Source organism: Beijerinckia sp. L45 (assembly GCF_009765775.1).
Lineage (GTDB): Bacteria > Pseudomonadota > Alphaproteobacteria > Rhizobiales > Beijerinckiaceae > RH-AL1.
Map to the genome: position 1 here is coordinate 1 of NZ_LMUU01000271.1, position 408 is coordinate 408.

A 408-nucleotide genomic window follows, 5' to 3' on the forward strand; every position below is an offset into this window, starting at 1 on the left:
AGCCGTCGTTGGCCACCACCTGCGGCGGGATGACGGCCGAATGCGAGCCGGGCGAGTTTGCGCCCACAATGGTCTGGGAGAACAAGCCGCCGCCCGCCGCCTCGAAGACGGTGACTTCAACGGTGTCGCCGACGCCGATGCGCTGCTCGACTGGGCCGCGATAATCGCCGAAGCGGCCGAACAGGCTCGGCCCGGGGAAGCGCAACAGCTGCTGCAGCACGTAATTCGAGATCGGCACAAGCAGATAGGGCGCATCGAGTTTGGTGCCGACGTCGATCACCGACTGCCGGGTCGGGCCGCCGCCGGGCACCGTCGAGCAGGCATTGAGCACCAGCGCGCACGCCACGGCGCCGAGCAAGCGCGGCATCAGGCGAGCCCCACGCGGCTTCCGGTCATATCGAGTCAAAT

1 pseudogene is annotated in these 408 nt (G+C 67.9%); it reads right to left on the bottom strand.

The features are described from left to right. Positions 1–358, bottom strand: a pseudogene (locus GSQ79_RS27725) (sugar transporter); the annotation flags it as partial. Positions 359–408 lie beyond the last annotated feature (50 nt).